Raw genomic sequence first — 26,346 nt, 5'->3', positions numbered from 1 at the left:
CCGGCGCGCACAACACCGCCGCCCCCTCCCGACGGCCGACCGGACTGCGGCTCCTGCCGGACGGAACCAGGTGATCACGGAGATGGCCCGCACGCTGTCGACCGCGCGGCCGCAACACCGTGCCCCGGGGCGAACCAGCGGTCAGTGCAGCGGCCAGAACACCGCCGCCCCCCCATCCGCGCGGCGACTCCTGCCGGACCGAACCGGGCGATCACGGAGATGGCCCGCGCGCTGTCGACCGCGCAACCGCAACACCGCCCTCTCCCCGGCGCGAACCACCGATCGGTGCAGCAGGCACGACACCGCCGTCCCCTCCACCATCGGCCGGCGACTCCTGCCGGACCGAACCAGGCGATCACGGAGATGGCCCGCGCGCTGTCGACCGCGCAACCGCAACACCGCCCTCTCCTCGACGCGAACCACCGATCGGTGCAGCAGGCACGACACCGCCGTCCCCTCCCCGGCGCAATCCACCGGACAGAACACCCGCACCCCGTCCCGCACCCGTCCGGTCGGCGGCGGCTTCTGCCGGGCGCAGCCCGGGGCGCACACGGAGTTCGCCCGGTTGCTGTCGGCGCCCCGGCCGGTCGTCGCGGGCCCGCCCGGTTCACGCTGCCGTGGCTCCCTCCCCCCGGCGAAGGATCGTCAGCGGCCGCTCACGCCGCCCACGTCCCCCGGGCGGCGCAGGCGTCGTACCACCGCGCGGAGTTCCGTGGCGCGGGCCCGGGTGCCGTCGAGGGTGGGCGGCGGCTCGGGGGCGGCCGTCCAGAGGGCGAGTTCGGCGTCGCGTGGGCCGTGCACGGTGTGGGGCGGGCCGTCGCCGAAGACGTGTACCGGGTGGGTGGCGTCCCAGGACTGCCAGCCGGGGTCGCCGTCGGTGGCGAAGCGGACCCAGGCCGCGTGCATGGCGTCGGCCAGCTCCTGCGGGGCGCCCTCCCCGGCCAGTCTGCGGGAGTCTGAGAGGTCGCCGGTGTCGAAGACGAAGCCGAGTTCCAGGGCGTGGCAGGCACCGAGGTCCGGCAGCAGCGAGGGCCAGGCGAACTCGTAGACGTACGAGGAGCCCGGCGAATGCGCGTCGGCCAGGCGGTGCAGGGGGCGGCGCAGCAGGTGGTCGGTGACCAGCTGGCCGACGATCTCGGCGGTGCCGGCCCCGGGGCGCAGCGCCCGGTAGCCGCGGACCACCTCGTGCCCGCAGTGGCAGCGGGCCATGGCGGCGGCCAGCGCGACGGCACCGAGCCGGTCGACGCGCTCCAGCAGCCCGCCCGGCACCAGCCACAGCCGGTACTCGTCGCGGGTCCAGCCCATGAGGAGGTCCGCTCCCCGCGCCGCGTCGCCCTCCACCAGGGCCTGGAGCGGGTCGCGCGGGACGAGGTCGCCGTCGACGACGATGCCGAAGGCGGGCCCGCCGAGGACCGGACCGCCGAGCCGACCGACCTCGGCCTGGGTGCGCAGCAGCAGGTCCCGGTCGACGGCGGCGAACGCCTCCGCGGTGGCGGGCACCTTCAGCCGGGTCGCCATGCGCCGCACCATCCGCCGTACGTTGCCGCGGTCGGCGGCCTCCGGCGGCCCGCTCTGGAGGACCGCGCGGCGGAACAGGCCCTGGGCCTGCGGGGCGGCGATGAGGGCGCCGATGCTGATGGCTCCGGCCGACTGGCCGCACAGGGTGATCCGGTCCGGATCGCCGCCGAAGGCCCCGATCGCCTCGTGGACCCAGCACAGGGCGGCGAGCTGGTCGCGCAGGCCGGGGTTGGCGGGGGCGTCCGGGAAGAGTCCGTAGCCCTCCACGCCGAGCCGGTAGTTCACGGAGACCAGGACGACGCCGTCACGGGCGAAGGCACGCCCGTCGTAGACGGGCACGGCGGAGGAGCCGCGGGTGAGCGCGCCGCCGTGCAGCCAGACCATGACGGGGAGCCGGGCTGCCGGGTCCGGATCGGGTGTCCACACGTTGAGGTTGAGGCAGTCGTCGCCGGGGACTACGGGGTCGGACAGGTACCGGGCGAAGGCCTCGGAGTACGGAGGCTTCGGCGCGGTCGGGCCGAAGAGGGCGGCGTCGCGCACACCGTCCCAGGGCTCGGGCGGCACCGGCGGCCGGAACCGCCGGGGGCCGAAGGGGGGTGCGGCGTACGGGACGCCGCGGAACACGGCCACTCCGTGCTCATGTCTGCCTCGCACCGCCCCGTAGGGGGTGGTGACCACGGGGTCCGATCTGCCGGCCGTCATGCGCCCACCAGCCCTTCGCCGCGTCTCACACCGGTATCACCGAAGCGCACCGCCGTCTTCCGGTATTCCGGGCGCGGGGTGCCGGCACCGCCGTCCGGTGGAAGCCCGGCGGAGGTCCGGTGGACCCCTACCGGTTCTCGCTGCGGCCGAACCTGAGACAGGCGACCAGGCCGATCACGTTGCCGAAGGCGCAGACGGCCAGCCATGCCAGGGACGAGAGCTGCCTGGTATCGGGGTGCCGCGAGATGTCGATCATGCAGGAGACGGCGAGGACGAGCTACGCCGCCGCCGTGCCCCGACGGGAGGCCGCGGGAGGTCCCGAGCGGCCCCGGGCGGCGCGGCGGCCCGTCGGGCCGGTCACCCTTTCGACGAGCCGTTCTGGTCGTCCTTGTGCGGGCTCCGCGTGTGCGTGGTCTTCACATGGGCCCGCAGCCGTGCCGTCACGTCCTCCGGGGGCAGGAAGCGCGACCACCGCTCGGGGAACTCCGCGGGCATGTCGGGGTCCTCCGGGTCGTCGGGCTCGTTCTCGCGGGTCGCGGCGGCGCGGGCGACGTACTCGGCGATCTGCGCCTCGCGCACCCGCTCGTTGGCGGCGCGCGCCAGGGCCGTGGCGGCGGCCGGCCAGACCCGGTCGATGGCGGCGTTGACCGCCGCCCCGACGAGCACGGCGAACGCGGACACACCGATCCACAGCAGCACGGCGACCGGCGCGGCGAGTGAGCCGTAGATGGTCGGGCCCTCGACGGTGCTGGTGAGGTAGATGCGCAGCAGGAAGCTGCACACCACCCACATGGCCAGGGCGACCAGGGCGCCGGGCACGTCCTCTGTCCACGCGGAACGCACCGGCACGGACACGTGGTACAGCGTGGTCAGGAACACGACGGACAGCACGATCACGACCGGCCAGTACAGGATCTGGACGAGCGTCGTCGACCACGGCACGATCCGCACCACCGCGTCCGGGCCGGCCACCATCAGCGGCAGCGCGATGGAGCCGATCAGCAGGGCCACGATGAACAGACCGAAGGCCAGGAGCCGGGTCTTGACGATGCCGCGCACGCCGTCGAGGCCGTACATGACGGTGATGGTGTCGATGAAGACGTTCACCGCGCGCGAGCCCGACCACAGGGCGAACACGAAGCCGATGGAGATCACGTCGGGCCGGCCGCCCTTCATGACGTCCCGCAGGATCGGCTGGGTGATCTCCTTGACCCCTTGGTCGGACAGGACCGTGCGGGAGGCGTCCAGGATGTTGCGCTCCAGGCTGGCGATGGTGTGCGCGCCGGTCCAGGTGTCGACGTAGAAGAGCAGTCCGATCAGGCTCAGCAGCAGCGGCGGCACGGACAGCAGGGAGAAGAACGCCGCCTCGGCCGCCAGCCCCAGGATCCGGTACTCCATGCACGAGTTGACGGTGTCCTTCAGCAGCAGCCAGGCGGTCCTGCGTTTGGATACGTTCCGGTAGAGGGCTCGTGCCCGGTGGAGGCGGCCGGAGGGCCTTTCGGGGGTTTCGCTGGCTGACTGCTGCACGAGCCAAAGGTATCTCCGTCGGCCCCGCTCCCCGTCACCCGCCGGGGGGCGGCCCTCAGGCAGGACCTCTGCCGGGGTCCGGCGGGCCCGTTCGGGGCCCGCGGCTGAGCATGAGTCCTGGCACCAGCACTCGCTCCCGCTCAGTCTTCAGGAACGGTAGGTTCCGTCGTATGGCACCCAGCACGCACACCGTGACCAACCAGCCGCCGCCGCTGGTCGGATACGACGTCTTCGCCACCGATCAGGCCCTGGCCGAGGCGGTCGGACGGCACGTGGAGGCGGGGCTGCTCGACAAGGTGCGCGCGGAGCTGACGACGCTCGGGCGGGCCGCCGGCTCCGCCCAGGTGCAGGAGTGGGGAGCGCAGGCCAACGAGAACCCGCCGAGGCTGCGCACCCACGACCGCTACGGCCACCGCGTCGACGAGGTCGAGTTCCACCCGGCCTGGCACCGGCTCCTCGGCAAGGGCGTCTCGGCCGGGCTGACCGCGGCCTGGGACCGTCCGGCCGGGCATGTGCGGCGGGCGGCCGCCTTCCTGGTGTGGACGCAGGTCGAGGCCGGCACCTGCTGCCCGCTGTCGATGACCCACGCGGCCGTGCCCGCGCTGCGCACCGACCCGGAGCTGTCCGCCGAGTGGGAGCCGCGGCTGACGTCCGCGGTCTACGAGCGCGAACTGCGGCCCGCGCAGCTGAAGGCCGGGGCGCTGTTCGGGATGGGGATGACCGAGAAGCAGGGCGGCAGCGACGTACGGGCGGGCACCACCGCGGCCAGGCCGCTCGCCGAGGACGGCGCCTACGAGCTGACCGGGCACAAGTGGTTCTGCTCGGCGCCGATGTCGGACGGGTTCCTCGTGCTGGCGCAGGCCCCGGGAGGGCTGACCTGTTTCCTGGTGCCGCGGGTGCTGGCGGACGGCACGCGCAACGTGTTCCTGATCCAGCGGCTCAAGGACAAGCTGGGCAACCGGTCGAACGCCTCCGCCGAGGTCGAGTTCGACGGGACCTGGGCGCGCCGGGTCGGCGAGGAGGGGCGCGGGGTGCGCACCATTATCGAGATGGTCGCGGCGACCCGGCTGGACTGCGTGCTTGGGTCGGCGGGGCTGATGCGGCAGGCGGTGGCGCAGGCGGTGCACCACTGCGGTCACCGCGAGGCGTTCGGCGGCAAGCTCGTCGACAAGCCGCTGATGCGCAACGTGCTGGCCGACCTCGCGCTGGAGTCGGAGGCGGCGACGACGCTCGCGCTGCGCCTGGCGGCCGCCTACGACGACGGGGGCGAGCAGGAGCGGGCGCTGCTGCGGATCGCGGTGCCGGCCGCCAAGTACTGGATCACCAAGCGGTGCGCGCCGCTGACGGTGGAGGCCTCCGAGTGCCTGGGCGGCAACGGGTACGTGGAGGAGTCCGGGATGCCGCGCCTGGTGCGTGAGTCGCCGCTCAACTCGATCTGGGAGGGCGCCGGGAACGTACAGGCGCTGGACGTACTGCGGGCGCTGACGCGGGAGCCGCAGGCGCTCGACGCCTATCTGCGGGAGGTGGGCCTGGCGCGCGGCGCCGACCACCGTCTCGACGCGGCGATCAAGCAGTTGCTCACCGAACTCGCCGATCTGGAGGGCGCCGAGGCCCGGGCCCGGCGGCTGACCGAGCGGCTGGCGCTGGTGCTCCAGGGGGCGCTGCTGGTGCGGTACGCGCCGCCGGACGTCGCCGACGCGTTCTGCGCCTCGCGGCTGGGCGGCGAGTGGGGCGCCGCCTTCGGGGCGCTGCCGCACACCCTGAACCTGGCGGCGGTGGTGGAACGGGCGCGCCCCGCGCACTGACGCGGGGGTGGTGCTGCGCCGACACGGCACCACCCCCGCACTTCAGGCCCGTTCCAGGCCGTATGCGCCGCACACGGCGGCGTTGGACAAGTTTCAATGAGCTCAAGCCTGTTTCACCAGGGTTGCAAGGGGTTGCAACTTGCGCGTCCGCGTGAGCGGACCGCATCCTTCCGGCACGGCCGGGCAGCACGGTGCGCGGGGCGGCCGGAAGGGGCGCGACCGCGCACGCCCGCAGGGCCGGGGCGCCCGGGGGGGGCAGCCGGTTGCCCGGACCCCTTTCACGGGGGGACTCAGTGGCGAAGAGACCGGTGGACGTCGCGCAGCTCGCCGCCATCGATCCGGCGCAGGCGGCAGGGGTGCTCAGCGAGACCCGCTCGGCGACGCTCGCCGGCCGGCGCGCGCGGGTGGCCCCGCGCCCGGTGATCGGACACGCCGGTCCGGGTCGGCTCGGTGCCGGAACCGGGCGGGGCGAGGCTGCGGGAGCAGCATCCGGCCTCACTGGAGCGGCTGCGGGCGGTCGCGGCGCCGGTGCCGGCCCGGCGGGACGGCGGGACGGCGGGACGGCGGGACGGCGGGACGGCGGGACGGCGGGACGGCGGGACGGCGGGACGGCGGGACGATGGTGGACGCGGAACCGCCGCGGTCGCGGCGGCGGGGGTGCGGGTCGCGGCCGTGGGCCGGACAGCGACGGCGGCGGCGGTGGTGGCCGGAATGCCGTACGCGGCGCGGATCCCACAGTCCAAGTCCCGCTCGGCGGGCCCCGTGTGGCCGCCCGCGGCCGGCCTGTGTTCTCTGGAGCCGCCGGTGGACGGCTGGTTGGCACGGGCCCGTGAGGGACCGACCCCGCACGACGGAGCCCGGATCGTGCTGAACCCGGCCCGGCCGCGCCGCCGGCCGGTGACCGTCCTGGGCGGCGAGGGCTCCTGGATCCACGAACTGAGCCCGCGCCCCGCCGAATTGCTCTGTCCGCTCGCCGTGCACCGCACCGGCCCCGGCGCCTCGCAGCCGGCCGGAACCGTGTTCGGCGACCCGGCCCGCAAGGTGACCGTCCGCGCCGCGATGTCGCGGGTACGACGCTGTCTGGGCCCGTTTCTGGAGCACCGCCCCTGCCGCTTCCGCGAGCGCACCGACGTCGAACTGCTCCCCCCGGACGACCCGGACGACCCCGACGACCTCCTCGCCCCTCGGCGGCATCGGCGGTACGAGGGGAGCGTGTCATCACGGTGCCGTGAGTGGCGCGGGTGGGTGACCCCGGTGGCCCCGATAGGTCAAGGGTTCGGCCCCGGGGTGGCATCTTCCGCATAATTGCAGGGTCTTCGACCTGTCGCGGGCCCGACTGCCGTAGCATCGCCACAGGGTCGCCCCAGCCGCTACTCGGTCAACGCTCGGACCTCCCGAAGCAGTTGGCCCGTGTGCGCGGAACTGGCGTCCCGGAGGCGGACCGAGCCCTGAAAAGGGGGCTGTATGAAGCAGCGCGGCAGACACCGCAGGCGCAGACGGGGCAGGGCGCTGCGCGCGGTCCTGGCCGGGGCCGGCCTCGCGCTGACCGCTGCCGCCACCATGATCAGCACCTCGCAGGCCACGGTCGCCGACGACCCCGGGGCCCTGAAGCCGCTCACCTCGTCCGCCGAGCTCGGCCGGCTGCGGCTGACCGAGCAGCCGGTGCCGCAGCGTTCCCTCGACCGGCTCGCCGCGGCGATGGGCCGGCCGGTCGGAGTCGGCACGGTGCTCAGCGGCGCCGACCGCTCGCTGCGCGACGCGGACGAGTGCAGCGCCCACGAGAAGGAGGCGCTGCCCCTCGAGCCGGCGGCCACGCGCGCGTACTGCTGGGACCCCGCGGATTCCGCCACCCGCCGGTGGCGGCCGGAGTCGGTGACCACCTCCGGGGACGCCGAGGACAGCGGCCGGTGGGGCGCCCACCGGGTGATCCTCTCCGGCTGGACGCACGACACCGACGACGGGCGCGGACTGGCCCGGGTGGCCTTCGTCAACGCCGACGATCCCGGTCACCTCACCTACACCTGGGCGCTGCTCGCCGTCCCGGTCGACGGCGGACGCGACTTCCGCGGGCTCGTCTCGCGCGTGTCGGGGATGGTCTGGTACCGGGACAAACTGCTGGTCACCACCTCCGGCGGCGAGCGCGACGCGCTGTACGTCTACGACCTGCGCCGCATCCACCGCGCCACGGTCGACGGCCGGGAGGTGGGCCGGGTGCCGGGCGGGTGGTCGGCGCACGGCTACCGGTGGGTGCTGCCCGCGGTGGCCTCCTACCGCCCGGCCGACGGCAACTGCGTCCGGGCGGCCGGTGCGGACCTGTCCGCGCTGCCCTGCCCGGACGGCCTCTCCCTGGACCGCAGCTCCGCGCCGGCCAGCCTGGTCGCGAGTCAGGCCGCGCCCACGGACGGCGGCCGCCACACGCGCCTGTGGCGCTACTCCTTCAGCCGGGACCCCCTCCGCTCCGGCCTGCTGGCCGCCGACTCCGGCGGCACGGTGGCCTCGGACGAGGCCTACGGGACGAAGGCGGAGGACGTCCGGGGTGTCCTGTCGCACCGTCCGGGCCCGTCCGCGACGCCGGACTGGTACCTGGGCCGCCCCGCGGACGAGGGCACCCACGGCACGCTGTGGCGGCAGGACGAGCGCGGCGCGAAGGCCGCCGAGTGCGGCTCCGAGGACACCCACCGCTGCTGGGGCGACGGCACCGGCTCCCTTTCCTACTGGCAGGAGACCGGCGACGTTTGGTCCCTGTCGGGCCGGATGCTGTTCGCGCTGCCGCTGTCCTCGGTCGAACGGGAGCTGCGCTAGTGCTGTGGCCGGGAAGGTTTGCCGGGAAGCTCGCGGCGTCCGGTGCTGGGGGCACCTCCCACGCCCTTCAGGCAGTGGGGGAACATCGCAAGACGGAGCATTGCCCGCGTACGGGATGTACTCGGGTGATGCGACAACGCGGCGTGGGGGTACCCCCGGCCGAAGGCTGGGGGAGTGCCGTGCCGGGCGCTCCCCCGGCCGAAGGCTGGGGGAGTGCCGTGCCGGGCGCCGCGAGCCGGCAAACCTTCCCGGCCACAGCACTAGGTCGTCGCACGGGGGCTGCGCCAGGCCGTCGCACGGAGCCGGGCCAGGTCGTCGAGCGGGAACCGCGCCGGGGCCGTCGCACGGGAACCGCGCCCGGGAGCCGCGCCCGGCCGGTGGGCGCGTCCCGGGTGAGACCCCGCACTCCCGATCGACACGGGCCCGGCGCGGATGATTCCCTGACCGGCATGACGAGCATCGCCGTGACCACCTGGTCCCTGGAGCAGACCTCCCCGACCGACCTCCTGCCGGCCGCCGTGCCCGAGGGGGACGTACGGGTCGTACGGTCCGAGGTTCCCTCCCCCGAGTTCAGCCGGTTCCTGTACGCCTCGGTCGGCGGCGACATCCGCTGGACGGACCGGCTGGGCTGGACGTACGCGCGGTGGCGGGAGCACCTGGAGCGTCCGGGTGTCGAGACATGGGTGGCGTACGACCGCGGCACCCCGGCGGGTTACGTCGAACTGGAGGCGCAGGACGAGGGCGTCGTGGAGATCGTCTACTTCGGGCTGATCGAGGCCTTCCGCGGCCGGCGGATCGGCGGCCACCTGCTGTCCTGCGGCACCGCCCGCGCCTGGGACCTGGCCGACCGCTGGCCCGGGCGGACGCCGACGAAGCAGGTGTGGCTGCACACGTGCAGCAAGGACGGCGAGTTCGCGATGGACAACTACCAGCGCCGTGGCTTCAAGCTCTTCGACACCAAGGTCGAGGAGGAGACGGAGGTGGCCACTCCGGGCCCCTGGCCGGGGGCGTACCCGGCCTGACCTGCGGGTGCGCGCACGATCGCGGCCGACGCGCCGAACGACACCCCTGTCCCGAATCCCGGGACAGGGGTGTCCGCATGCCGGACGAAGCTGGACGCTGTCCAGATCGCCATGCCAGGCTTTCCACCATGTCTGGAACTGGAGTCGCCTTGGTGAGCCGACGGCACGTCGACCACGGCCGCATGTCCAGCGCCATCTGTCCGGCGAGCTGACCTCACCCGCTGTGGCCTGACGGCCACGGGCCCGGGTCCACCGGTTCTCCCGCTTCTCCGGTTTTCCCAGCTTTCCCTCCGCTTTTCCCACCTGCGCACAGACGCGCGTGCCTGCCCGTCTGCCGATGTGCCCTGCGCCCGCGCAGGTAAGAGCCGCATTCCCGCTGTCCCGAAGGACGTATCGACCATGGCCGCCTCTCCGCAGAACCCCACCGCGCCCCGCCGCAAGGTGAGCCGTCACCGCGGCGAGGGGCAGTGGGCCGTGGGGCACCTGACCCCGCTCAACGGCAACGAACAGTTCAAGAAGGACGACGACGGTCTCAATGTGCGGACACGCATTGAGACGATCTACTCCAAGCGCGGTTTCGACTCGATCGACCCCAACGACCTGCGCGGCCGGATGCGCTGGTGGGGGCTGTACACCCAGCGCAAGCCCGGCATCGACGGCGGCAAGACCGCGATCCTGGAGCCGGAGGAGCTGGACGACCGCTACTTCATGATGCGTGTACGCATCGACGGCGGCCGGCTGACCACCCGGCAGCTGCGGGTCATCGGCGAGGTCTCGCAGGAGTTCGCGCGCGGCACCGCCGACATCACCGACCGGCAGAACATCCAGTACCACTGGATCCGGATCGAGGACGTGCCGGAGATCTGGAACCGCCTGGAGGCCGTCGGCCTGTCCACGGTCACCGCCTGCGGCGACACCCCGCGCGTGATGATCGGCTCCCCCGTCGCCGGCATCGCCGAGGACGAGATCGTCGACGCCACCCCGGCGCTGGAGGAGATACAGCGCCGCGTCCTGGGCAACAAGGCCTACTCGAACCTCCCCCGGAAGTTCAAGACGGCCATCTCCGGCTCCCCGCTGCTCGACGTGGTCCACGAGATCAACGACGTCGCGTTCGTGGGCGTGCGCCACCCCGAGCACGGGCCCGGCTTCGACCTGTGGGTCGGCGGCGGCCTGTCCACGAACCCCAAGCTGGGCGTGCGGCTGGGCGCCTGGGTGCCGCTGGAGGAGGTCCCGGACGTCTACGAGGGCGTCCTGTCGATCTTCCGTGACTACGGCTACCGGCGGCTGCGCAACCGGGCCCGGCTGAAGTTCCTGGTCGCCGACTGGGGCGCGGAGAAGTTCCGCCGGGTACTGGAGGACGAGTACCTGAAGCGCGGGCTCGTCGACGGGCCCGCCCCCGAGGAGCCGGTCCAGCGGTGGCGCGACCACGTCGGGGTGCACCGGCAGAACGACGGCCGTCACTACGTCGGTTTCGCCCCGCGGGTCGGCCGCGTCGACGGCGCCACCCTGACGAAGATCGCCGAACTGGCCGAGGCGCACGGCTCGGGACGGGTCCGTACCACCGTCGAGCAAAAGATGATCATCCTCGACGTCGAGGGGGACCAGGTCGACTCGCTGGTCGCGGGTCTGGAGGCGCTGGACCTCACCGCCCGGCCGTCCACGTTCCGGCGCGGCACCATGGCCTGCACCGGCATCGAGTTCTGCAAGCTCGCCATCGTCGAGACCAAGGCGCGCGGCGCCACGCTGATCGACGAACTGGAGCGCCGCCTGCCGGACTTCGACGAGCCGATCACCATCAACCTCAACGGCTGCCCCAACGCCTGCGCCCGCATCCAGGTGGCGGACATCGGCCTCAAGGGCCAACTGGTCGTCGACGACCGGGGCGAGCAGGTCGAGGGCTACCAGGTGCACCTGGGCGGCGCGCTCGGCCTGGAGCCCGGCTTCGGCCGGAAGGTGCGCGGGCTGAAGGTGACGGCGCGGGAGCTGCCCGACTACATCGAGCGGGTCCTGACCCGCTTCCAGGAGCGGCGCGAGGACGGCGAGCGGTTCGCCGCCTGGGCCGCGCGGGCGTCCGAGGAGGAGCTGTCATGAGCGAGCGGGCCGCCCCCTTCTACTGCCCGTACTGCGGCGAGGAGGACCTCCGTCCCAACGAGGAGGGCCACGGTGCCTGGGAGTGCGCGGGATGCAACCGGGCCTTCCGGCTGAAGTTCCTCGGGCTGCTCGCCCGGGGCGTCGGGCGAGCCGGCCACGAAGGGGACGAGGGGATATGACCACGACTCCGGAAGCAGGCGTGGAAGCCGGGTTGAAGGCGCTGGCCGAACAGGCCGGCCGCGACCTGGAGGACGCCTCCGCGCTGGAGATCCTCCAGTGGGCCACCGGCACCTTCGGCCGCCGGTTCTGCGTCACCTCGTCCATGGAGGACGCGGTGGTCGCCCACCTCGCCTCCCGTGCGATGCCGGGCGTGGACGTGGTGTTCCTCGACACCGGCTACCACTTCCCGGAGACCATCGGCACCCGCGACGCGGTCGAGGCCGTGATGGACGTCCACGTCATCACCCTCACCCCGGAGCGGACGGTCGCCGAACAGGACGCCGAGTACGGCCCGAAGCTGCACGACCGTGATCCGGACCTGTGCTGCCGACTGCGCAAGGTGCGGCCGCTGGAGGAGGGCCTGAAGGGCTACACGGCGTGGGCGACCGGGCTGCGCCGCGACGAGTCCCCGACCCGGGCCAACACGCCGGTCGTCGGCTGGGACGAGAAGCGGCGGAAGGTCAAGATCTCCCCGATCGCCCGCTGGACCCAGGACGACGTGGACGCCTACGTCGCCGAACACGGCGTCCTCACCAACCCGTTGCTGATGGACGGCTACGGCTCCGTGGGCTGCGCGCCCTGCACCCGGCGTCTGCTGGAGGGCGAGGACGCGCGCGCCGGCCGCTGGGCGGGCAGTGCCAAGACCGAGTGCGGACTGCACGGCTGACCCATGACCGTGCTTTCCACGACCGCTTCCAGACACAGGGAGACACACGTGACGACCGGAGCCACCGTCTGGCTCACGGGTCTGCCGAGCGCCGGCAAGACCACCATCGCGCACGAACTGGCCGGGCGGCTGCGTGCGGAGGGCCATCGCGTCGAGGTGCTCGACGGCGACGAGATCCGCGAGTTCCTCTCCGCGGGCCTCGGCTTCAGCCGCGCGGACCGGCACACCAACGTGCGGCGCATCGGCTTCGTCGCCGAACTGCTCGCCCGCAACGGCGTCAAGGCGCTGGTCCCGGTGATCGCGCCGTACTCCGACAGCCGCGGCGCGGTGCGCGAATGGCACGCGAAGAACGGCACGGCATACCTGGAGGTGCACGTCGCCACCCCGGTCGAGGTGTGCTCCGTACGCGATGTGAAGGGTCTGTACGCCAAGCAGGCCGCGGGCGAACTGACGGGACTGACGGGCGTCGACGACCCGTACGAGGAGCCCCTGTCGCCGGACCTGCGCGTCGAGTCGCAGCACCAGACGGTCCGGGAGTCGGCGGCTTCCGTGCACACGCTGCTCAGCGAGAGGGGACTGGCATGACGACCGTCGCCAAGACCAAGGCGGGCGACGAGGGGACGGGCAGTCCGTACGCCCTCTCCCATCTGAACGCGCTGGAATCCGAGGCGGTGCACATCTTCCGCGAGGTGGCGGGCGAGTTCGAGAACCCGGTGATCCTGTTCTCCGGGGGCAAGGACTCCATCGTCATGCTGCACCTGGCGCTGAAGGCGTTCAGGCCCGCCGCGGTCCCCTTCTCGCTGCTGCACGTGGACACCGGGCACAACTTCCCCGAGGTCCTCGACTACCGCGACCGCACGGTGGCCGGGCACGGCCTGCGGCTGCACGTCGCCTCCGTGCAGGACTACATCGACCGTGGCGTCCTCAAGGAGCGCGCGGACGGCACCCGCAACCCGCTCCAGACCCTCCCGCTGACCGAGAAGATCCAGTCCGAGCGGTTCGACGCGGTCTTCGGCGGCGGCCGCCGCGACGAGGAGAAGGCCCGCGCCAAGGAGCGGGTGTTCTCGCTGCGGGACGAGTTCTCCCAGTGGGACCCGCGCCGTCAGCGACCCGAGCTGTGGAACCTCTACAACGGCCGGCACGCGCCCGGCGAGCACGTCCGGGTGTTCCCGCTGTCCAACTGGACCGAGCTGGACGTGTGGCAGTACATCGCCCGCGAGGGCATCGAGCTGCCCGGGATCTACTACGCCCACACGCGCGAGGTCTTCCGGCGCGACGGCATGTGGCTGACCGCAGGCGACTGGGGCGGCCCCAAGGACGACGAGGCCGTGGAGAAGCGGCTCGTGCGCTACCGCACCGTCGGCGACATGTCGTGCACCGGCGCCGTGGACTCCGGCGCCGACACCATCGAGAAGGTGATCACCGAGATCGCCGCCTCGCGCCTCACCGAGCGCGGCGCCACCCGGGCCGACGACAAGCTGTCCGAGGCCGCGATGGAAGACCGCAAGCGCGAGGGGTACTTCTAGAGATGACCACGACCACGACCACGGACCTGGCGGCCACGACCCTGCTGCGGTTCGCGACCGCCGGCTCCGTCGACGACGGCAAGTCCACCCTGGTGGGCCGGCTGCTGCACGACTCCAAGTCGGTCCTCGCCGACCAGCTGGAGGCCGTGGAGCGTGCCTCCGCGAGCCGCGGCCAGCAGGCCCCGGACCTCGCGCTGCTGACGGACGGGCTGCGCGCCGAGCGCGAGCAGGGCATCACCATCGACGTGGCCTACCGCTACTTCGCCACCCCGCGCCGCCGGTTCATCCTCGCGGACACCCCGGGCCATGTGCAGTACACGCGGAACATGGTCACCGGCGCGTCCACCGCCGAACTGACGGTGATCCTGGTGGACGCCCGCAACGGCGTGGTGGAGCAGACCCGCCGGCACGCGGCGATCGCCGCGCTGCTGCGCGTGCCGCACGTGGTCCTGGCCGTGAACAAGATGGACCTGATCGACTACCGGGAGTCCGTGTTCGCCGCGATCGCCGAGGAGTTCACGGCGTACGCCACCGAACTGGGCGTCCCCGAGGTCACCGCGATCCCGATCTCGGCGCTGGTCGGCGACAACGTGGTGGAGCCGTCCGCGACCATGGACTGGTACGGCGGCCCGACCGTCCTGGAGCACCTGGAGACGGTCCCGGTCAGCCACGACCTGGCGCACTGCCACGCGCGGCTGCCCGTGCAGTACGTGATCCGGCCGCAGACCGCCGAGCACCCCGACTACCGCGGCTACGCCGGCCAGATCGCCGCCGGCAGCTTCCGGGTCGGCGACGAGGTCACGGTGCTGCCGTCCGGCCGCACCACCCGGATCTCCGGCATCGACCTGCTCGGTGAGCCGGTCGACGTGGCCTGGACGACGCAGTCGGTGACGGTCCTGCTCCAGGACGACATCGACGTCTCGCGCGGCGACCTGATCGTGCCGAGCAAGGACGCGCCCGCCACCACCCAGGACGTGGAGGCGACCGTCTGCCACGTCGCCGACCAGCCGCTGACCGTCGGCCACCGGGTGCTGCTCAAGCACGGCACCCGCACGGTCAAGGCGATCGTCAAGGACATCCCGTCCCGGCTCACCCTGGACGACCTGTCCCTGCACCCGCACCCCGGGCAGCTCGTCGCCAACGACATCGGCCGGGTGAAGATCCGCACCGCCGAGCCGCTGCCGGTCGACTCCTACGCCGACTCGCGGCGCACCGGCTCGTTCATCCTGATCGACCCCTCCGACGGCACCACGCTCACCGCGGGCATGGTCGGCGAGTCGTTCGCCTCGCCGGTACCGGTCAAGGACGCGGCGGACAAGGACGGCTGGGACTTCTGACCATGAACTCACCCGACTTCTACTCGACGTTCGCCAAGGAGGGCGGCCGCGTCGGCAGCGGCGCCCTCGGCAGCGGACAGGGCGGAGTGGCCCGATGTGTGCGCTGACGTACGCGCACTGCCCGCGCGCCCTCACCCCCCACCCCCCGCGTAGACGAAGACCTGCCGACCTCCCGGCCACGACCTGACGGGCGTGACCGCCGGGCCTGCGAGAGGACAGCCTCCCGTGCCAGCCAACCGTGCCCCGTTCCGCAACCGCCCGACCGGGGGCTCCCCCGGGCCCGTACTGCGCCGCGGCCTCGCCGTGGTCGCCGCCCTGCCCCTGCTCGCGCTCGCCGCCTGCGGCTACGGCTCCCAGGCCGACGACGACGGCGCCAAGCAGAAGGTGGCCGCCGGGGCCGAGAAGACCGACGGTCTCGACTCGGTCAGGATCGGCTACTTCGGCAACCTGACGCACGCGACCGCGCTGGTCGGGGTGCAGAAGGGCTTCTTCCAGAAGGAGTTGGGCGCGACGGTCGTCAAGCCGTCGGTCTTCAACGCCGGGCCGTCCGAGATCGAGGCCCTCAACTCCGGCTCCATCGACATCGGCTGGATCGGCCCGTCCCCGGCGATCAACGGCTACACCAAGTCGGCCGGCAAGAGCCTGCGCATCATCGGCGGTTCGGCCTCCGGTGGGGTCAAGCTCGTGGTCAACCCGGCGAAGATCAAGTCCCTGAAGGACGTCAAGGGCAAGAAGATCGCGACCCCGCAGCTGGGCAACACGCAGGACGTGGCGTTCCTCAACTGGATCGCGGAACAGGGCTGGAAGGTCGACGCGCAGAGCGGCAAGGGCGACGTCTCCGTGGTCCGCACCGACAACAAGATCACCCCCGACGCCTACAAGTCCGGCTCCATCGACGGCGCCTGGGTGCCGGAGCCGACCGCGTCCAAGCTGGTCGCCGAGGGTGCCAAGGTGCTGCTGGACGAGGCGTCGCTGTGGCCCGACAAGAAGTTCGTGATCACGAACATCATCGTGTCGCAGAAGTTCCTCAAGGAGCACCCGAAGGCCGTCGAGGCGGTCCTGAAGGCCTCCGTGGACACCAACAAGTGGATCAACGCCAACCCGGACGAGGCGAAGGCCGCGGCGAACAAGCAGCTGGGCATCGACTCCGGCAAGGAACTGCCGGAGAACGTCCTGGACCCGGCGTGGAAGTCCATCCGGATCACCGACGACCCGCTGGCCTCGACCCTCGACGCCCAGGCGCAACACGCGGTCAAGGCGGGCCTGCTGCAGAGCCCGAAGCTGGCCGGCATCTACGACCTCGCCCCGCTGAACAAGGTCCTGAAGGCCGCGGGCGAGCAAACCGTCAGCGACGCCGGTCTCGGCGCCGAGTAAAGACCGTAGCCGAAGAGTTCCCAGGAGGTGACGACCATGGCCACGACCCTTGCCAGGGCCGCCGAGACCGTAGAGCACGCGGCCCGCCTCGAGAACGTCTCGAAGTCCTTCGCGGCACCGGGCGGGCAGCAGCTCGTCCTGGACGGCATCAGCCTCGATGTCGCTCCGGGCGAGTTCGTCACCCTCCTGGGGGCCTCGGGCTGCGGCAAGTCCACCCTGCTGAACCTGGTGGCGGGGCTGGACCGGCCGACCGCCGGGTCCATCACGACGGACGGCCGCCCCGCCCTGATGTTCCAGGAGCACGCCCTCTTCCCCTGGCTGACCGCGGGCAAGAACATCGAACTCGCCCTCAGGCTGCGGGGGGTGGCGAAGCCGGAGCGGCGCGGCCGGGCCGAGGAGCTGCTCGAACTCGTCCGGCTGAAGGGCGCGTACGGCAAGCGCGTCCACGAACTGTCCGGCGGTATGCGCCAGCGCGTGGCGATGGCCCGCGCGCTGGCCCAGGAGAGCAACCTGCTGCTGATGGACGAGCCGTTCGCGGCGCTGGACGCCATCACGCGGGACGTCCTGCACGACGAGCTGACCCGGATCTGGCAGCAGACCGGGGTGTCGGTGCTGTTCGTCACGCACAACGTGCGCGAGGCGGTGCGACTGGCCCAGCGCGTGGTGCTGCTGTCCTCCCGTCCGGGCCGGGTGGCCCGCGAGTGGACGGTGGACATCCCGCAGCCGCGCCGCATCGAGGACGCGCCCGTGGCGGAACTGTCCCTGGAGATCACCGAAGTCCTGCGTGGGGAGATCCGCCGACATGGCCAGCACTGAGACGAAGACGGCGCGGGGCGGCGAACTGGCCGACGTGGAGGCCGGTCTCGACGCCCTGGAGACCACGGCGGCCGGCCGTACGCCGCTGCGCCAGACCCTGGTCAACAAGGTCCTGCCACCGGTCGTGGCGATCGCGGTGGTCCTGGTGGCCTGGCAGGCGCTGATCTCCCTCAAGGTGGTCGGCGACCCGAGCAGGCTGCCCTCTCCCGCCGACGTGGGCGCCGAGTTCAAGGACGCCTGGTTGCAGGGCAAGCTGCTCGGCTTCATCTGGACGTCCGTCTCGCGCGGTCTGCTGGGCTTCCTGTTCGCGCTGGCGATCGGCACCCCGCTGGGCCTGCTGGTGGCCCGGGTGAAGTTCGTGCGGGCGGCCATCGGCCCGATCCTGTCCGGTCTCCAGTCGCTGCCGTCGGTGGCGTGGGTGCCGCCGGCGGTGATCTGGCTGGGCCTGGACAACTCGATGATGTACGCGGTGATCCTGCTCGGCGCGGTCCCGTCCATCGCCAACGGCCTGGTGTCCGGCATCGACCAGGTGCCACCGCTGTTCCTGCGGGCGGGCCGCACGATGGGCGCGACGGGTGTCCGGGGCGCCTGGCACATCGTCCTGCCGGCCGCGCTGCCGGGCTATCTGGCCGGTCTGAAGCAGGGCTGGGCGTTCTCCTGGCGCTCGCTGATGGCGGCGGAGATCATCGCCTCCTCGCCGGACCTGGGCATCGGCCTGGGCGCGCTGCTGGAGAACGGCCGCAACGCCAGCTCCATGGCCATGGTGTTCGAGGCCATCATCCTGATCCTGTTCGTCGGCATCGCCATCGACCTGCTGATCTTCAGTCCGCTGGAGCAGTGGGTGCTGCGCAGCCGCGGTCTTCTCGTGAAGAGCTGAACGCCCGTGATCTCCCAGCCTGTTCTCCTCGTCGTCGCCCACGGCAGCCGCGATCCGCGCCATGCCGCGACCGTGCACGCCCTGGTCCGCCGAGTCCGGACGCTGCGCCCCGGGCTGCGCGTGGAGACGGGCTTCCTGGACTTCACCATTCCGTCCGTGCCGGGCGTGCTGGAGTCCCTGGCGGCCGACGGGGTGCGGGACGTGGTGGCGCTGCCGCTGCTGCTGACCCGCGCCTTCCACGCCAAGGCGGACATCCCCTCGGTGCTGCGCCGGGCGCCGTCGCGACTGCGGATCCGGCAGGCGAAGGTCCTCGGCCCCTCACCGCTGCTGACGGACGCCCTGGAACGTCGTCTGTACGAGGCGGGTCTCGACCCCGCCGACAAGTCCTCGACCGGGGTCGTGCTGGCCTCGGCGGGGTCCTCCGACCCGGAGGCGATCGCAGTGATCGCAGAAATCGCGCGGGAGTGGCGGCACACCGGCTGGTGCGCCGTGCGGCCTGCGTTCGCCTCCGCATCCCTGCCCCGCACCGAGGACGCGGTGCGGGAACTGCGGGAGCTGGGCTGCGCCGAGGTCGCGGTCGCGCCGTACGTGCTGGCACCGGGTTTCCTGCCGGACCGTATCGCTCGGGGCGCGGCCGAGGCCGGGGCCGACGTGCTGGCCGGGGTGCTCGGCCCGGCGCCGGAGGTGGCCCGGGTCCTGCTGGAGCGCTACGACGCCGCCCGGCTGCCGCTGTCCGCGGCCCTGGGAGCCTGACGGGCGGGCGCCCGTTCCGGCCGCGGCCCGGCACTCCCCCGTGGTGCCGGTCCGCGGACGGTCCGACCACCGGCCGCCGATGATCGGCGAGCGGTGGTGTCGTTCAGTTCAGCGTGCGGCGGTGCGCACGTGTCACTGCCGTACGACGGGCGAGGATCCGAATGTGGATCTTCCAGCCCAAGCCGGGCGCCGAGGGATGCGCGTCCGGTGCACGGCCGGGTCGGTCGCGGCTCAGTCGAAGCGGAGTGATCCGGTGCGGGTCCGCTTGAGCTCGAAGAAGTCCGGCCGGGTCGCCAGGACCCGGAAGGCGTCGAACAGTTCGGCCGCCTCGGCCCCGCGCGGGATGGCCCGCAGCACCGGGCCGAACCACACCGTTCCGTCCACATGAATGGTGGGCGTGCCCACATACACGCCCGTGTCCGGCTCGGCGCCTGCCTCGTGACTGTGCCGTACCGCCTCGTCGTAGGACGGGTCGTGGGCGGCCGCCGCGAGGTCCTGGTCGAGTCCGAGTTCGGCCAGGGACGCCGCGACCACGGAGTCGAAGTCCTCCTCCCCGCGCTCGTGGATGCGGACGCCGAACGCGGTGTACAGGTCCCGCAGCACCTTCTCGCCGTGCCGCTCGGCGGCGGCCACCGCGACGCGCACCGGGCCGATCGACTTGTCGACCAGTTCCCGGTACCAGTCGGGCAGTTCGTTGCCGGTGTTGTGCAGGTACAGGCTCATGACGCGGAACCCGAGGTCGAGCGGACGCTCGCGTTCCACCTCCAGCAGCCAGCGGGAGGTGATCCAGGCGAAGGGGCAGGCGGGGTCGAAGAAGAAGTCGACGCGGGTCGGCGAGTCAGGGGTCATGCCGTCGACGCTAGTGCGCGATTGGCACAGGATCGCGGTCCAATCAGGAGGTCTTTTCGTGGGCCACCTGGCCCGCCGGGTCCACCTGCTCCAGCGCGTCCGTCCGGCCCGCCCACCCCCCTCGGTCCGCCGGATCCACCGCGTCAGCCAGCCGCACCAGTTCCGCCGGCGGCAGCGAGCCGGGCGCCCGGCGCTCTCGCGCGAAGGTGCCGGCCAGGTGCTGGAGCAGTTCGTTCAGCGGTGCCGGTACGCCGTGCAACCGGCCCAGGAGCACGATCTCCCCGTTGAGGTGGTCTGCCTCGATGGAGCCGGTACCGCGCACGAGGGACTGCCAGGAGGAGCCGCCGCCACGCGGAGCGCCGGGCAGCGGCACCAGGGTGATCTTGTCGCCGCGGACTTTCTGCTGCTCCTCGGCGCTCGCCCACGGGATGCCGGCGGCGGCGAGCACCGCCTCGCCCTCGGCGCGCACCCTCGCGTACAGGGCCCGCGTCTCCTCGTTGTCCAGCGGGCCGCTGACCGCCTCGATCGCGTTGGCGAGGTTGCCGAGCAGCTTGGCGTACTGCCAGCGGCTCACGTCCGGCACGACCGGCGCCTCGAAGCGCGCCGACTCCAGGTCGGCGGAGACACGCCGCAGGGTGTCGTCGGTGCCGCGCGGGTAGCGGCCCAGGTGCAGCAGGCCCGTGAGCGGGGTGCCGGCCGCCGAGACAGCACCGGGTTCGACGTGGGTCGCGGGCAGCCAGACGCAGACGCCGTACACGTGCCGGAAGCGGCGCAGGGCGAGCCGCTGTCCCTCCACCCCGTTCTGCGCGCACAGCAGCGGCAGCGTCCGCTCGGCCGTGCCGCCGCTCGCGACCGGCGCCGGGCCCCAGACCGCCAGCGCCGCCTCGGTGTCCTGTGTCTTGACGGCAAGCACGAGCACGTCGTCGGCGCGCAGTTCGCCGAGCGCCTCGGGCTCGTCCACGGCGGGCAGCCGGTACGTCAGCTCGCCCTCCGGCACCGTCAGCCGCAGCCCGCCCTCCCGCAGCGCCGCGAGGTGCGCTCCGCGCGCGACCAGCACGACCTCGCGCCCGCTCTGAGCCAGCCGCCCCCCGATGGCGCCGCCGACCGCCCCTGCCCCGATGATGATGTAGCGCATGGGACGAGCCTCCCACAGCCATCCGTACGCTTCACCGGACGACCGAGGAGACCCTGTGATCCCGGAGATGTTCACGCTCGGCGGCGACCTGCCCATGCGGCGCCTCGGCTACGGCACCGCGCAGCTCACCGGGCCCGGCTACTGGGGCCCGCGCGGCGACGCCCGGGACGCGGTGGCCGTGCTGCGGCGGGCGGTCGAGCGCGGGGTGACCCTGATCGACACCGCGGACAACTACGGGCCGTGCGTCGCCGAGGAACTGGTGGCCGAGGCCCTGCACCCCTACCCCGAGGACCTGGTGATCGCCACCAAGGGCGGGGTGGTCCGCACCAGCGACAGCGCCTGGCACGTCGACGGGCGGCCGGAGGCACTGCGGGCGATGTGTGAGGCGAGCCTGCGCCGGCTGCGGCTGGAGCGGATCGACCTGTACCAGCTGCACCGGCTCGATCCCTCCGTGCCGATGGCCGAACAGCTCGGCACGCTCGTCGAGTTGCGCAAGGAGGGCAAGATCCGCCACATCGGCCTGGACACCGTCTCCGCCGAACAGCTCGCCGCGGCACTGGAGTCGACCTCCATCGCCTCCGTCCAGAACCGCTACAACCTCCTCGACCGCGCGTCCGAGCCGCTGCTGGAGCTGTGCGAGGAGCGCGGGATCGCGTTCCTGCCGTGGTTCCCCCTGGGCAACGGCACGTTGACCGGGCACCCGGAGTGCGCCCGGGTCGCCGCCGCGCACGGCACCACACCGGGGCAAGTGGCCCTGGCGTGGCTGCTGCACCGCTCCCCCGTGCTCTGCCCGGCACCGGGCACGGGCACGCTCGCGCACCTGGAGGAGAACCTGGACGCGGGCGGCGTGTCCCTCCGCGCCGCCGAGCTGTCCCTGCTGGCCGCTCTCGGGTGAGCGCGCCCGCCCCGATCGCGTCGATCGCGTCCGCCCGGGTCAGGCGTCCGGGGCGGTCAGCTCGACGAGTTTGAGCACCGTGTTCCAGTTCCGGCTGGTGGCGATCAGGCCCTTGTTCAGCCGCTTTCTGGACAGGTGCTCGGCGAGCTTGGAACGGCCGAGCCCGTCCGGCACGTACAGGTACAGGGCCCGGTCGCCGAGGCGGAACTCCTCGGGCAGGTAGGCGTCCCGGTCGATCTCCGCGTAGCGCTCCGCCTCGACGGGCGCGGAGAAATAGGTCACGTGCAGCTGCCGGCCCTCCAGTTCCGCGGCCGGGAACGGGCAGGCCTCGGCGACCGCCCGCAGATAGGCGTGGTCGCGCACGATCACGTCCACCGGGAAGCCGAACCGCTTCTCCAGCGCCGCCGTGAACTCCGCTGCCAGCGACTCCTCGTCGCCGTGACCGGCGGCGAAGACGGCCTGGCCGCTCTGGAGATGTGTGCGCACGCGGGTGTGGCCGAGCTCCGCCACCAGGGTGCGCAGCTCGGCCATCGGGACCTTCTTGGCGCCCACGTTGATTCCGCGCAGCAGCGCGGCGTACGTCGTCATCCGCCCACGATAGAGCGGCCGGCGGAACGGGCACCCTGATCCGCGCCCCCGAGAAGCCGGGATAGGTGTAGGGGGTCGGCGTACTCCCCAGTGCGGAGGAAGCGGGGTCCGGCAGGAGGAGCCCCGGCGGGCGCACTTCACCGGTCAGCACGACGAGCGGGGCATCCCCCCGCCCCTACCTTCGATGCGGAGGGCGACGGCAGGGGGCCGTCGCCGCGCACGAGGTCCGCAGGGCCTTTCACGAAGGGGCAAGCCCGTCATGGTCAACGGAGAGACACGGGTGCGGGGCCTCGCCGCGCGGGCCGGCGGCTGGAGCGCCCGGCATCGATGGGCTGCCGTCGGTGTCTGGGTGCTGTTCGTCGTCCTGGCGATGGGGCTCGGCTCGGCGGCCGGCCGGCTGGACGTCAAGGAGAGCGACCAGCTCAAGGGCGAGACACACACCGCGGCGAAGATCATCGAGGACGCGGGGATCAAGGAACCGGCGAGCGAGACCGTTCTGATCCAGGCGAAGGACGGCTCCGGCAAGGCGACGGACGCCGGCTTCCGGGCGGCCGTCGGCGACGTGATCACGGCCGTCGAGGGAACCGGTCTGGTCACGGACGTGACCTCGCCGTACGACACGAGGACCATCTCCGGGGACGGCCGCAGCGCGCTGGTGCAGTTCGCGCTGCGCGGCGAGGCGGACACCGCGGGCGAGCGGGTGGAGCCGGTGCTCCAGGCCGTGGCGAACGTCCAGAAGGACCACTCCTCGCTGCGGATCGAGGAGATCGGCGGCGCCAGCATGCAGAAGCAGTACTCCGACGCCTTCGGGGACGACTTCAAGCAGGCCGAGTTCTCCGCCGTGCCCGTGGCCCTCGGCATTCTGCTGATCGCCTTCGGCGCGCTGGTGGCCGCGCTGCTTCCGGTGGCGCTGGCGATCACCGCGATCATGGCGACGATGGGCCTGATGGGCATCGTCAGCCATCTTCAGCCGATGAGCGACACCGCCAACTCCGTGATGCTGCTGGTCGGCATGGCGGTCGGCGTCGACTACTGCCTGTTCTACCTGCGCCGCGAGCGCGAGGAGCGGGAGGCCGGGCGGGATCCGGGGACCGCGCTGCGCATCGCCGCCGCGACCAGCGGGCGCGCGATCATCGTCTCCGGCGTCACGGTGTGCGTGGCGATGGCGGGCATGCTGTTCACCGGGGTCGCCGAGTTCGAGGCGATGGGCCTGGCCTCGCTGATGGTGGTGGCCGTCGCCATGGTGGGCTCGGTGACCGTGCTGCCGGCGCTGCTGTCGCTGCTGGGCGAGCGGGTCGAGAAGGGGCGTATGCCGTTCCTGCGGCGCGGACGGCGCGGCAACGGGGAGAGCAGGTTCTGGACGGCCGTGCTGCGGCGTGTGCTGGCCCGGCCCGTGGTGTCGGCCGCGGTGGCCGCGGGCGCGCTGCTCGCCGTCGCGGCTCCGGCACTGGGCATGAAGACCTCGCAGCTCACGCTGGACCAGGAGTTCGGCGACTCGCTGCCCATCGTGCAGACCTACAAGCGGCTCAACGAGGCCTTCCCCGGCGGCTCCCAGCCCGCCCAGGTGGTCGTGAAGGCCGAGGACGTCAACGCCCCCGAGGTGCGGCAGGCGTTGACCGCGTTCAAGGAGCGGGCCATCGCCTCGGGCGCCTCGCGCGGCCCGGTCGACATCAGGCTGCACGAGGACCGGAACGTCGCCCTCGTCTCCGTCCCGCTGGTCGGCGGCTCGGACCTCGACAAGGCGGGCAGGAGCCTGGAGAAGCTGCGTGACGAGGTGCGGCCCGCCACGCTGGGCAAGGTCGACGGCCTCCAGGCGCCGATCACCGGCCAGGTCGCCGGCTCGCACGACTTCAACGCCCAGCTCGTCGGCTCCGTCGTGCCGGTCTTCGTCTTCGTCGTGGTCTTCGCCTTCCTGCTGATGCTGCTGTCGTTCCGCTCGCTGACCGTCGCGATCACCTCGATCGTGCTGAACCTGCTGTCCGTGGGCGCCGCCTACGGCATCCTCGTCGCGGTCTTCCAGCACGGCTGGGGCGCGTCCCTGGTGGGCGCCCACGGCGTCGGCGCGATCGTCACCTGGCTGCCGCTGTTCCTGTTCGTGATCCTGTTCGGCCTGTCGATGGACTACCACGTCTTCGTGGTCTCCCGGATCCGTGAGGCGCGGCTGCGCGGCCGGAGCACGAAGGACGCCATCCAGCACGGTGTGGTCACCACGGCGGGTGTCGTCACCAGCGCCGCGGTCATCATGGTCGCCGTGTTCGCGATCTTCGGGACGCTGTCCATGCAGTCGATGAAGCAGATGGGCGTGGGCCTGGCGGCCGCGGTGCTCATCGACGCCACGGTCATCCGCGGTGTGCTGCTGCCCGCGGTGATGTCCCTGCTGGGCGAACGCAACTGGTACCTGCCCAAGTGGCTGCACCGCCTGCCGGACCTCACCCACGACGAGACCCCGGAGGCGGTCGCGGCCCCGCCCGCCCCTCCTGCTCCGAGCAAGGGCGAGCCACTGGGAGTGTGAGCCTCAGCGGGCGGCGCGTGTCACCTTCTCCCGGCGGGCAGTTCGGCCTCGATGAGGTCGGCCGCCCGCCGGGTGCCGCCTTCCTGGGCCATGGCGGCCTGGACGTCCTTCAGCCGCCGCGCCACCTCGGGGTCGCCGACGAGGGCGAGGGCGGTGGCACGCAGGGTCTCGGCGGTCGCCTCCTCCGTGGCGAGGCGGCGGGCCACGCCGAGGCCCTGGAGCATGTCCGCGTTGCCGAACTGGTCGACGGCCTGCGGTACGGCGATCATCGGCGTCCCGGTGGCCAGGCCCTCCTGGCTGCCCCCGGCCCCGGCGTGCGTGACGAACAGGTCGGCCTGGCGCAGGATCGCCAACTGCGGCACCCAGGAGCGCACTTCGACGTTCGCGGGAACGACGCCGAGTTCGTCCTGACGCACGTGCTTGCCGACCTGGAGCACCGTGTGCCAGCCCGGCAGCTCGCCGAAGGCCTCGACGCACTCGCGGTAGAAGGCGGGCTGTTTGGTGAAGGCGGAGCCGAGCGAGACGAGCACCACCTTCTCGGCCCCGGCGGGCCGCTCCCAGTCACCCTGCGCCGAGCGGTCGCCCTGGCAGGCGCCGACGAAGCTGTGGACCTTCTCGTCGACCCGGTCGGCATGGGGTTGCAGCGCGCGGGGGATCAGGACGATCGAGCGGTCGGGGCGGCCGGCGAACGGGTCCGGGTGCTGGGTGATCCCGTTCTCCGCGAGCCACGCCTCGAAGCGGGCGTAGTAGGCACGGCCCCGCTCGGTCTTCCGGGGCTCGGCCCACAGCGGTTCGGCGACCTCCTCCTCGTAGCCCTCCCAGGCCACGAGGTTCGGCGAGAGGGAGATCGCGGGCACGCCCCAGCGGTGGGCGAGGACGCGGGCCGGGTAGGAGGTGATGTCGTGCAGGACGAGGTCCGGCTCGTCGCCCCGGTAGGCCTCGATCAGCTGGGGCAGGGCCTGGATCGCGTCGTTCAGGAACGGCTCGACGTTGTCGAGCAGGGTGCTTCCCCAGGCGGAGGGGTCGTCGTCGGGCGAGGGCAGCGTGGAGTTCCAGGGCCTCACCTCCGCGCCGGTCTCGGCGACCTTGTCCGCGAAGACGGGCGGGATGGCGTACGTCACCCGGTGTCCGCGTGCGACGAGTTCCCGGATCACTTCGAGGCTCGGGTTCACGTGTCCGTGGGCGGCGACGGAGAACATGGCGATGTGGGTACGAGTGGGCATGTCCCGGACCCTAGGCGAGACGATACGTCTCGTGCAACGCGGTTTCGGCACCTGCGGACGGATCGCACCGCCCGGGACACCGGACACCGGTCCCGACCTGTGCGGATG

General features: G+C 72.6%; 20 protein-coding genes and 3 pseudogenes. 16 read left to right on the top strand and 7 right to left on the bottom strand.

What is annotated here, in order from left to right; all coding sequences use genetic code 11:
• Positions 1-645: 645 nt before the first annotated feature.
• The 3 genes and pseudogenes from ACIQMV_RS09895 to ACIQMV_RS09885 form a co-directional block, all read right to left on the bottom strand.
• Positions 646-2,220 carry a carboxylesterase/lipase family protein gene (locus ACIQMV_RS09895; RefSeq protein ID WP_402592242.1) on the bottom strand — a complete coding sequence of 525 codons (1,575 nt, stop codon included), beginning with the start codon at positions 2,218-2,220 and terminating at the stop codon, positions 646-648.
• Positions 2,221-2,347: 127 nt separating this feature from the next.
• Positions 2,348-2,482: pseudogene (locus tag ACIQMV_RS09890) on the bottom strand (hypothetical protein); the annotation flags it as partial.
• 95 nt (positions 2,483-2,577) lie between these two features.
• The gene (locus tag ACIQMV_RS09885; protein WP_141357114.1) at positions 2,578-3,747 is read right to left on the bottom strand and encodes a YihY/virulence factor BrkB family protein; all 1,170 of its coding nucleotides are present in this window, start codon (positions 3,745-3,747) and stop codon (positions 2,578-2,580) included.
• A 170-nt stretch (positions 3,748-3,917) separates the two neighbouring features.
• Here ACIQMV_RS09885 and ACIQMV_RS09880 point away from each other — a divergent pair, with 170 nt between their 5' ends.
• From ACIQMV_RS09880 to ACIQMV_RS09815, 14 genes and pseudogenes are all read left to right on the top strand, one after another.
• Complete coding sequence (locus tag ACIQMV_RS09880; protein WP_402592241.1) at positions 3,918-5,552, top strand: acyl-CoA dehydrogenase family protein; 1,635 nt, start codon at positions 3,918-3,920, stop codon at positions 5,550-5,552.
• A gap of 465 nt (positions 5,553-6,017) precedes the next feature.
• A pseudogene (locus ACIQMV_RS09875) lies at positions 6,018-6,710 on the top strand (hypothetical protein); the annotation flags it as partial.
• 306 nt (positions 6,711-7,016) lie between these two features.
• Entirely contained in the window at positions 7,017-8,354 is a 1,338-nt protein-coding gene (locus tag ACIQMV_RS09870) for a hypothetical protein (RefSeq protein WP_402592240.1), read from the top strand.
• Between the two features lie 449 nt (positions 8,355-8,803).
• The gene (locus tag ACIQMV_RS09865; RefSeq protein ID WP_402592239.1) at positions 8,804-9,376 is read left to right on the top strand and encodes a GNAT family N-acetyltransferase; all 573 of its coding nucleotides are present in this window, start codon (positions 8,804-8,806) and stop codon (positions 9,374-9,376) included.
• 399 nt (positions 9,377-9,775) lie between these two features.
• The gene (locus ACIQMV_RS09860; protein ID WP_402592238.1) at positions 9,776-11,467 is read left to right on the top strand and encodes a nitrite/sulfite reductase; all 1,692 of its coding nucleotides are present in this window, start codon (positions 9,776-9,778) and stop codon (positions 11,465-11,467) included.
• The gene (locus ACIQMV_RS09855) at positions 11,464-11,646 is read left to right on the top strand and encodes a hypothetical protein (protein ID WP_401779042.1); all 183 of its coding nucleotides are present in this window, start codon (positions 11,464-11,466) and stop codon (positions 11,644-11,646) included. The genes ACIQMV_RS09860 and ACIQMV_RS09855 overlap by 4 nt, the downstream gene beginning before the upstream one ends.
• Positions 11,643-12,353: a phosphoadenylyl-sulfate reductase gene (locus tag ACIQMV_RS09850; RefSeq protein ID WP_401779039.1), complete on the top strand. Its 711-nt coding sequence runs from the start codon at positions 11,643-11,645 to the stop codon at positions 12,351-12,353. Before ACIQMV_RS09855 ends, ACIQMV_RS09850 begins: the two co-directional genes overlap by 4 nt.
• A gap of 3 nt (positions 12,354-12,356) precedes the next feature.
• Positions 12,357-12,938: an adenylyl-sulfate kinase gene (gene cysC / locus ACIQMV_RS09845; RefSeq protein ID WP_402592237.1), complete on the top strand. Its 582-nt coding sequence runs from the start codon at positions 12,357-12,359 to the stop codon at positions 12,936-12,938.
• A complete protein-coding gene (gene cysD / locus ACIQMV_RS09840) occupies positions 12,935-13,879 on the top strand; it encodes a sulfate adenylyltransferase subunit CysD (RefSeq protein WP_402592236.1) in 945 nt (314 codons plus the stop codon). Before cysC ends, cysD begins: the two co-directional genes overlap by 4 nt.
• A 2-nt stretch (positions 13,880-13,881) precedes the next feature.
• The gene (locus tag ACIQMV_RS09835; protein WP_402592235.1) at positions 13,882-15,216 is read left to right on the top strand and encodes a sulfate adenylyltransferase subunit 1; all 1,335 of its coding nucleotides are present in this window, start codon (positions 13,882-13,884) and stop codon (positions 15,214-15,216) included.
• A gap of 225 nt (positions 15,217-15,441) precedes the next feature.
• Positions 15,442-16,590, top strand: a complete 1,149-nt coding sequence (locus ACIQMV_RS09830; protein WP_402592234.1) for an aliphatic sulfonate ABC transporter substrate-binding protein — start codon at positions 15,442-15,444, stop codon at positions 16,588-16,590.
• 36 nt (positions 16,591-16,626) lie between these two features.
• A complete protein-coding gene (locus tag ACIQMV_RS09825) occupies positions 16,627-17,406 on the top strand; it encodes an ABC transporter ATP-binding protein (protein ID WP_141357134.1) in 780 nt (259 codons plus the stop codon).
• Complete coding sequence (locus ACIQMV_RS09820; protein WP_402592233.1) at positions 17,393-18,283, top strand: ABC transporter permease; 891 nt, start codon at positions 17,393-17,395, stop codon at positions 18,281-18,283. The genes ACIQMV_RS09825 and ACIQMV_RS09820 overlap by 14 nt, the downstream gene beginning before the upstream one ends.
• A gap of 6 nt (positions 18,284-18,289) precedes the next feature.
• Entirely contained in the window at positions 18,290-19,036 is a 747-nt protein-coding gene (locus ACIQMV_RS09815; RefSeq protein WP_402592232.1) for a sirohydrochlorin chelatase, read from the top strand.
• Between the two features lie 231 nt (positions 19,037-19,267).
• Here ACIQMV_RS09815 and ACIQMV_RS09810 read toward each other — a convergent pair whose 3' ends face one another.
• Both ACIQMV_RS09810 and ACIQMV_RS09805 read right to left on the bottom strand, forming a co-directional pair.
• Entirely contained in the window at positions 19,268-19,885 is a 618-nt protein-coding gene (locus ACIQMV_RS09810) for a DsbA family protein (RefSeq protein ID WP_402592231.1), read from the bottom strand.
• A 43-nt stretch (positions 19,886-19,928) separates the two neighbouring features.
• On the bottom strand, positions 19,929-21,020 hold the full coding sequence (locus tag ACIQMV_RS09805) for a ketopantoate reductase family protein (RefSeq protein ID WP_402592230.1): 1,092 nt from the start codon (positions 21,018-21,020) through the stop codon (positions 19,929-19,931).
• A gap of 67 nt (positions 21,021-21,087) precedes the next feature.
• Here ACIQMV_RS09805 and ACIQMV_RS09800 point away from each other — a divergent pair, with 67 nt between their 5' ends.
• Positions 21,088-21,915, top strand: a complete 828-nt coding sequence (locus ACIQMV_RS09800) for an aldo/keto reductase (RefSeq protein ID WP_402592457.1) — start codon at positions 21,088-21,090, stop codon at positions 21,913-21,915.
• Positions 21,916-21,954: 39 nt separating this feature from the next.
• On the opposite strand, the gene ACIQMV_RS09795 is transcribed toward ACIQMV_RS09800, so the two are convergent.
• The gene (locus ACIQMV_RS09795; RefSeq protein WP_402592229.1) at positions 21,955-22,503 is read right to left on the bottom strand and encodes a DUF1697 domain-containing protein; all 549 of its coding nucleotides are present in this window, start codon (positions 22,501-22,503) and stop codon (positions 21,955-21,957) included.
• A 259-nt stretch (positions 22,504-22,762) separates the two neighbouring features.
• Here ACIQMV_RS09795 and ACIQMV_RS09790 point away from each other — a divergent pair, with 259 nt between their 5' ends.
• Positions 22,763-25,015 carry an MMPL family transporter gene (locus ACIQMV_RS09790; RefSeq protein ID WP_402592228.1) on the top strand — a complete coding sequence of 751 codons (2,253 nt, stop codon included), beginning with the start codon at positions 22,763-22,765 and terminating at the stop codon, positions 25,013-25,015.
• A gap of 20 nt (positions 25,016-25,035) precedes the next feature.
• Here ACIQMV_RS09790 and mgt read toward each other — a convergent pair.
• Positions 25,036-26,275, bottom strand: a pseudogene (mgt, locus tag ACIQMV_RS09785) (macrolide-inactivating glycosyltransferase).
• Positions 26,276-26,346 lie beyond the last annotated feature (71 nt).

The sequence above is a fragment of the Streptomyces sp. NPDC091412 genome, assembly GCF_044756885.1.
Classification (GTDB): Bacteria; Actinomycetota; Actinomycetes; order Streptomycetales; family Streptomycetaceae; genus Streptomyces.
Note: the sequence above shows the minus strand (reverse complement) of the source record. Positions and strands in the feature narration are given on the sequence as shown.

Bases quoted from the DNA above. Each gene is read 5' to 3' on its own strand.
- ACIQMV_RS09810 (WP_402592231.1), bottom strand. From the start codon at position 19,885: ATGACCCCTGACTCGCCGACCCGCGTCGACTTCTTCTTCGACCCCGCC.
- ACIQMV_RS09835 (WP_402592235.1), top strand. From the start codon at position 13,882: ATGACCACGACCACGACCACGGACCTGGCGGCCACGACCCTGCTGCGG.
- cysD (WP_402592236.1), top strand. From the start codon at position 12,935: ATGACGACCGTCGCCAAGACCAAGGCGGGCGACGAGGGGACGGGCAGT.
- ACIQMV_RS09820 (WP_402592233.1), top strand. From the start codon at position 17,393: ATGGCCAGCACTGAGACGAAGACGGCGCGGGGCGGCGAACTGGCCGAC.
- ACIQMV_RS09855 (WP_401779042.1), top strand. From the start codon at position 11,464: ATGAGCGAGCGGGCCGCCCCCTTCTACTGCCCGTACTGCGGCGAGGAG.
- ACIQMV_RS09865 (WP_402592239.1), top strand. From the start codon at position 8,804: ATGACGAGCATCGCCGTGACCACCTGGTCCCTGGAGCAGACCTCCCCG.
- ACIQMV_RS09790 (WP_402592228.1), top strand. From the start codon at position 22,763: ATGGTCAACGGAGAGACACGGGTGCGGGGCCTCGCCGCGCGGGCCGGC.
- ACIQMV_RS09870 (WP_402592240.1), top strand. From the start codon at position 7,017: ATGAAGCAGCGCGGCAGACACCGCAGGCGCAGACGGGGCAGGGCGCTG.
- ACIQMV_RS09795 (WP_402592229.1), bottom strand. From the start codon at position 22,503: ATGACGACGTACGCCGCGCTGCTGCGCGGAATCAACGTGGGCGCCAAG.
- ACIQMV_RS09800 (WP_402592457.1), top strand. From the start codon at position 21,088: ATGTTCACGCTCGGCGGCGACCTGCCCATGCGGCGCCTCGGCTACGGC.
- ACIQMV_RS09860 (WP_402592238.1), top strand. From the start codon at position 9,776: ATGGCCGCCTCTCCGCAGAACCCCACCGCGCCCCGCCGCAAGGTGAGC.
- ACIQMV_RS09880 (WP_402592241.1), top strand. From the start codon at position 3,918: ATGGCACCCAGCACGCACACCGTGACCAACCAGCCGCCGCCGCTGGTC.
- ACIQMV_RS09850 (WP_401779039.1), top strand. From the start codon at position 11,643: ATGACCACGACTCCGGAAGCAGGCGTGGAAGCCGGGTTGAAGGCGCTG.
- ACIQMV_RS09825 (WP_141357134.1), top strand. From the start codon at position 16,627: ATGGCCACGACCCTTGCCAGGGCCGCCGAGACCGTAGAGCACGCGGCC.
- cysC (WP_402592237.1), top strand. From the start codon at position 12,357: ATGACCGTGCTTTCCACGACCGCTTCCAGACACAGGGAGACACACGTG.
- ACIQMV_RS09805 (WP_402592230.1), bottom strand. From the start codon at position 21,020: ATGCGCTACATCATCATCGGGGCAGGGGCGGTCGGCGGCGCCATCGGG.
- ACIQMV_RS09895 (WP_402592242.1), bottom strand. From the start codon at position 2,220: ATGACGGCCGGCAGATCGGACCCCGTGGTCACCACCCCCTACGGGGCG.